At 67.8% G+C, this 4,032-nt stretch carries 3 protein-coding genes and 1 tRNA gene; all 4 read left to right on the top strand.

The annotated features are described in order from the left end of the window. Window positions 1-649: TVP38/TMEM64 family protein (locus ENN83_RS14100; RefSeq protein WP_287187954.1), on the top strand; the 649-nt coding region annotated here is incomplete at its 5' end. Between the two features lies 1 nt (window position 650). Then, window positions 651-2,063: a dihydrolipoyl dehydrogenase family protein gene (locus ENN83_RS14095; protein ID WP_287187951.1), complete on the top strand. Its 1,413-nt coding sequence runs from the start codon at window positions 651-653 to the stop codon at window positions 2,061-2,063. A gap of 57 nt (window positions 2,064-2,120) precedes the next feature. Beyond that, a complete protein-coding gene (locus tag ENN83_RS14090; RefSeq protein ID WP_287187948.1) occupies window positions 2,121-3,503 on the top strand; it encodes a sensor histidine kinase in 1,383 nt (460 codons plus the stop codon). A gap of 69 nt (window positions 3,504-3,572) precedes the next feature. Then, a tRNA-Arg gene (locus tag ENN83_RS14085) sits at window positions 3,573-3,649 on the top strand. The last annotated feature ends 383 nt before the right edge of the window (window positions 3,650-4,032 follow it).

The raw sequence follows: 4,032 nt of genomic DNA, 5'->3' as shown, positions 1-4,032 counted from the left end.
AGAACGGTCCATCACGACCCAGCCCATTACGATCCAACCGCCGCCGCTGCCCGGCATATTTAAGGTGCCGGGCAGCGGCTCCCTTCTAACCCGGGAGCCTGTGATCGTCGTAAGACAAGCCTATGTGCTGATCGTCGCCTTCTCGCTGCCGGGCACGCTGATCGCGACGCTCACGGGGGGCTTCCTGTTCGGCGTCTTTCCGGGGGTGCTGGTCAACGTCGCCGCGGCCACGATCGGCGCCATCCTGATCTTCCTTGCGGCGCGGGCAGGGCTGGGCGAGCGGCTGGCCGCGCGGCTCGATGCCTCCGAGGGGCGGGTGAAACGCCTGCGCGAGGGGCTGCGCGAGAACGAGCTGTCGGTTCTGTTCCTGATCCGCCTTGTGCCCGCCGTGCCGTTCTTCGTGGCGAACCTGTTGCCCGCGCTGGTGGGGGTGCGGCTTGACCGCTTCGCGCTGACCACCTTTTTCGGCATCACGCCCGGCGCGCTTGTCTACACCTGGGTCGGCGCGGGGTTGGGCGAGGTTCTCGCCCGCGGCGAGACCCCGAATCTCGGCCTGATCTTCGAGCCCCATATCCTCGGGCCGCTGCTTGGCCTTGCGGCGCTGGCCGCGCTGCCGATGATCGTCCGCCCGTTCCGCAAGGCACGCTGACATGGCCCGCATCCGGACGGATCTGTGCATCCTGGGCGCGGGCTCGGGTGGTTTGTCGCTCGCCGCGGGGGCGGTACAGATGGGCGCTCGCGTCGTGCTGGTCGAGGGGCACCGGATGGGCGGGGATTGCCTGAACTATGGCTGCGTGCCCTCCAAGGCGTTGCTGGCGGCGGCGAAGCAGGCCCAGAGCATGCGGCAGGGGGGCTGCGGCATCCCCGGCGTCGCGCCGCAGATCGACTACGCGGCCGCCATGGACCATGTGCAGGCCGCCATCGCCACCATAGCCCCCCATGACAGCGTCGAGCGATTCAAGGGGCTGGGCGTGCGCGTCATCCAGGCCTGGGGACGGTTCCTGAACCCGCGCGAGGTCGAGGCGGGCGGGCATGTCATCCGTGCCCGCCGCTTCGTGATCGCCACCGGCTCGCGCCCGGCCATCCCGCCGATCCCGGGGCTCGACGCGGTACCCCATCTCACCAACGAAACGTTGTTCGATCTGCGCGAGCGGCCCGGCCATCTGCTGATCCTGGGCGGCGGACCGATCGGGATGGAAATGGCGCAGGCACATCGGCGGCTGGGCGCAGAGGTTACCGTGATCGAGGCCGACCGCGCCCTGAACCGCGAAGACCCGGAACTTGCCGCCATCGTGCTGGACCGTTTGCGTGCCGAAGGCGTCACCGTGATCGAGGGTGCCCGGGCCGACCGCGTCACCGGCGAGGCGGGCGCCATAACCGTCGAGACCGCCCAAGGCCCGATCACGGGCACCCATCTGCTGGTCGCCACTGGCCGCATGCCCGCGCTTGAGCGGCTGAACCTTGGAGCGGCGGGCATCGAGACCACGCACGCCGGGATCAAGGTCGGCCCCGATCTGCGCAGCACCAACCGTCGCGTCTATGCCATCGGCGATGCGGCGGGGGGGATGCAGTTCACCCATGTCGCGGGCTATCATGCGGGCGTCGTGATCCGCCCGATCCTGCTGGGCCTGCGCGCAAGGGCCGGGACCGCGCATATCCCCCGCGTCACCTATACCGACCCCGAACTTGCCCAGATCGGCCCGACCGAGGCCGAGGCCCGCGCGACCCATGGCCCGCGGCTGGAAATTGCCCGCTTCGCCTTTTCGGGCAATGACCGCGCCATCGCCACCGGCCGGACCGAGGGGCTGATCAAGGTGATGGTGGTCCGGGGCCGCCCCATCGGCGTCTCCATCGCGGGCGAGGGGGCGGGCGATCTGATCGGCCTCTGGGCGCTGGCGCTCGCCAATGGGCTGAAGATGGCCGATATCGCGAAGATGGTTGCGCCGTATCCGACGCTGGGCGAGGTTAGCAAGCGGGCGGCAGGTGCTTACTTCTCGCCCAGATTGTTCGAGAATCCCCGGGTAAAACGGGCCGTTCGCATCACGCAGCGCCTCTTGCCCTGAGCCCCGGGGGCATGGGCGTGTGTGATGGTCCTCAATTCCCTCTCCGGCCGCTTCCTTATGCTGACGGTCCTCTTCGTCATGCTGGCCGAAGTGTTGATCTTCCTGCCCTCCATCGCGCGCTTCCGCGAGGATTACCTGCTGTCGCGGCTGGAACGGGCGCAGATCGCCTCGCTCGCGCTTCTGGTCACCGACGAGATGATCGCCGAGGATGTCGAGGCGGAGTTGCTGGCCAATGCGGGCGTCTACAACGTCGCGCTCCGGCGCGATCAGGCGCGCGAGCTTGTGCTCTCCTCGCCGATCCCCGAGCCGGTCCATCGCAGCTATGACCTGCGCGATCCAGGGGCGGCCGAACTGATCGTGGACGCGCTGCGCCAGTTGACCGATCCCGTCCCGCGCGTGATCCGCGTGATCGGCGAGCCGGTGCGCGATGCGGGCCTGCTGATCGAGGTCACGATGGGCAGCGAATCGCTGCGAGCGGCGATGATCGATTACGGGCTGCGCATCCTGTGGCTCTCGGCAGTGATTTCGGTGGTGACCGCGCTGTTGCTGTTTCTCGCCGTCCAGCGGCTGATGGTGACCCCGATCAAGCGCGTGGTCCGCGCCATGCAGCTCTATGCCGAGGCGCCCGAGGACACCCGCCGCATCATATCGCCCACCTCCCGCGTGCGCGAACTGAACGAGGCCGAGACCGCCCTGCAATCGCTTCAGAACGATCTGACCGGCGCGCTGCGCCAGAAGGAACGGCTGGCCCAGCTTGGCGCCGCCGTCGCCAAGATCAGCCACGACCTGCGCAACATCCTGGCCACCGCCCAGCTTTTCGCCGACCGGATGGAGGCCAGCGAGGATCCGGGCGTCAAGCGTGCCGCGCCCAAGATCGTCGGCGCGATCAGCCGGGCGGTCAACCTGTGCGAGACGACGCTCGCCTTCGGCCGCGCGCAGGAACCCCCGCCCCGGCTGGAGCGGGTGCGGCTGGCCGCCATCGTGAACGACGTGGTGGATGCCGAACGGCTGGCCGCCGGCGACGAGGATATCAGCTTTGCCGAGGACGTGCCCGCGGGGCTGATGCTGCGCGCCGATCCCGAACAGTTGCACCGGGTTCTGACCAACCTGATCCGCAACGCCCGTCAGGCGATCCTCGCCAGCGGCAATCCCGGTGAGATCGCCATCCGCGCCGAGGAGGACGATGCCGCCTGGACCATTCATGTCACCGATACCGGCCCCGGCCTGCCGCCCAAGGCGCGCGAGCATCTTTTCCGGCCTTTCCAGGGCGGCACCCGCAAGGGCGGCTCGGGGCTTGGCCTCGCGATCTCGGTCGAACTGATCCGCGGCCATGGCGGCGCGCTGGTCCTGCGCCGCTCGGATGCCACGGGCACCGAGTTCGAGATTCGGCTGCCGAAATCCGAGGCGGTCCTGTTCGCGCAGGACCACAAGGTATCCTGACGCGCGGTGGCCGCGCGAGCGGTTTGCCCCTTGCAATGCCCCGACGCGGGCGTTACATGCACTTCGCATGCGCTGGTAGCTCAGTTGGATAGAGTACTTGACTACGAATCAAGGGGTCGGGGGTTCGAATCCTCCCCAGCGCGCCATAGCGCCCCGATAAGCATCTGAAAGACTTGGGGAAACCGACCTAATCTTCTGGGCCTTCCCCCTAAAATTCCCCCACCGCGCGCCGGATGCCCCCGGAATTCGTCGGACTCGGGCGGGGAAACGGGCGCGGCCGATGGGTGTGCCTGTGCCCCCTTCGTTGCCCGGCCCTACCACATGAACTCGATCAGTCGTCCGTCGCTGTGCTGGCAGACGAAAGCCGCAATGGTATACAGGGCGCGTCGGCCGCTAGAGCGGCTCGGCCTTTCTCTGAATCGAAAGAGGATTCCCATACGGTGCGTTGTGTGATTCAGAATTCATACTGGTGAAGGAGGCCAGCATGGATGACGAAACCGTATTCAGACGACCTTCGGGAGCGTGTTGT

Origin of the sequence: Rhodovulum sp., from assembly GCF_011048875.1 — a bacterium.
GTDB lineage: Bacteria > Pseudomonadota > Alphaproteobacteria > Rhodobacterales > Rhodobacteraceae > Rhodovulum > Rhodovulum tesquicola.
The sequence above is the reverse complement of the archived record's forward strand: the minus strand, read 5'-3'. Positions and strand labels throughout refer to the sequence as shown.

What these genes read in the sequence shown, in the direction of transcription:
- ENN83_RS14095 (WP_287187951.1), top strand. Translation starts at nt 651, where the DNA reads ATGGCCCGCATCCGGACGGATCTGTGCATCCTGGGCGCGGGCTCGGGT.
- ENN83_RS14090 (WP_287187948.1), top strand. Translation starts at nt 2,121, where the DNA reads ATGCTGACGGTCCTCTTCGTCATGCTGGCCGAAGTGTTGATCTTCCTG.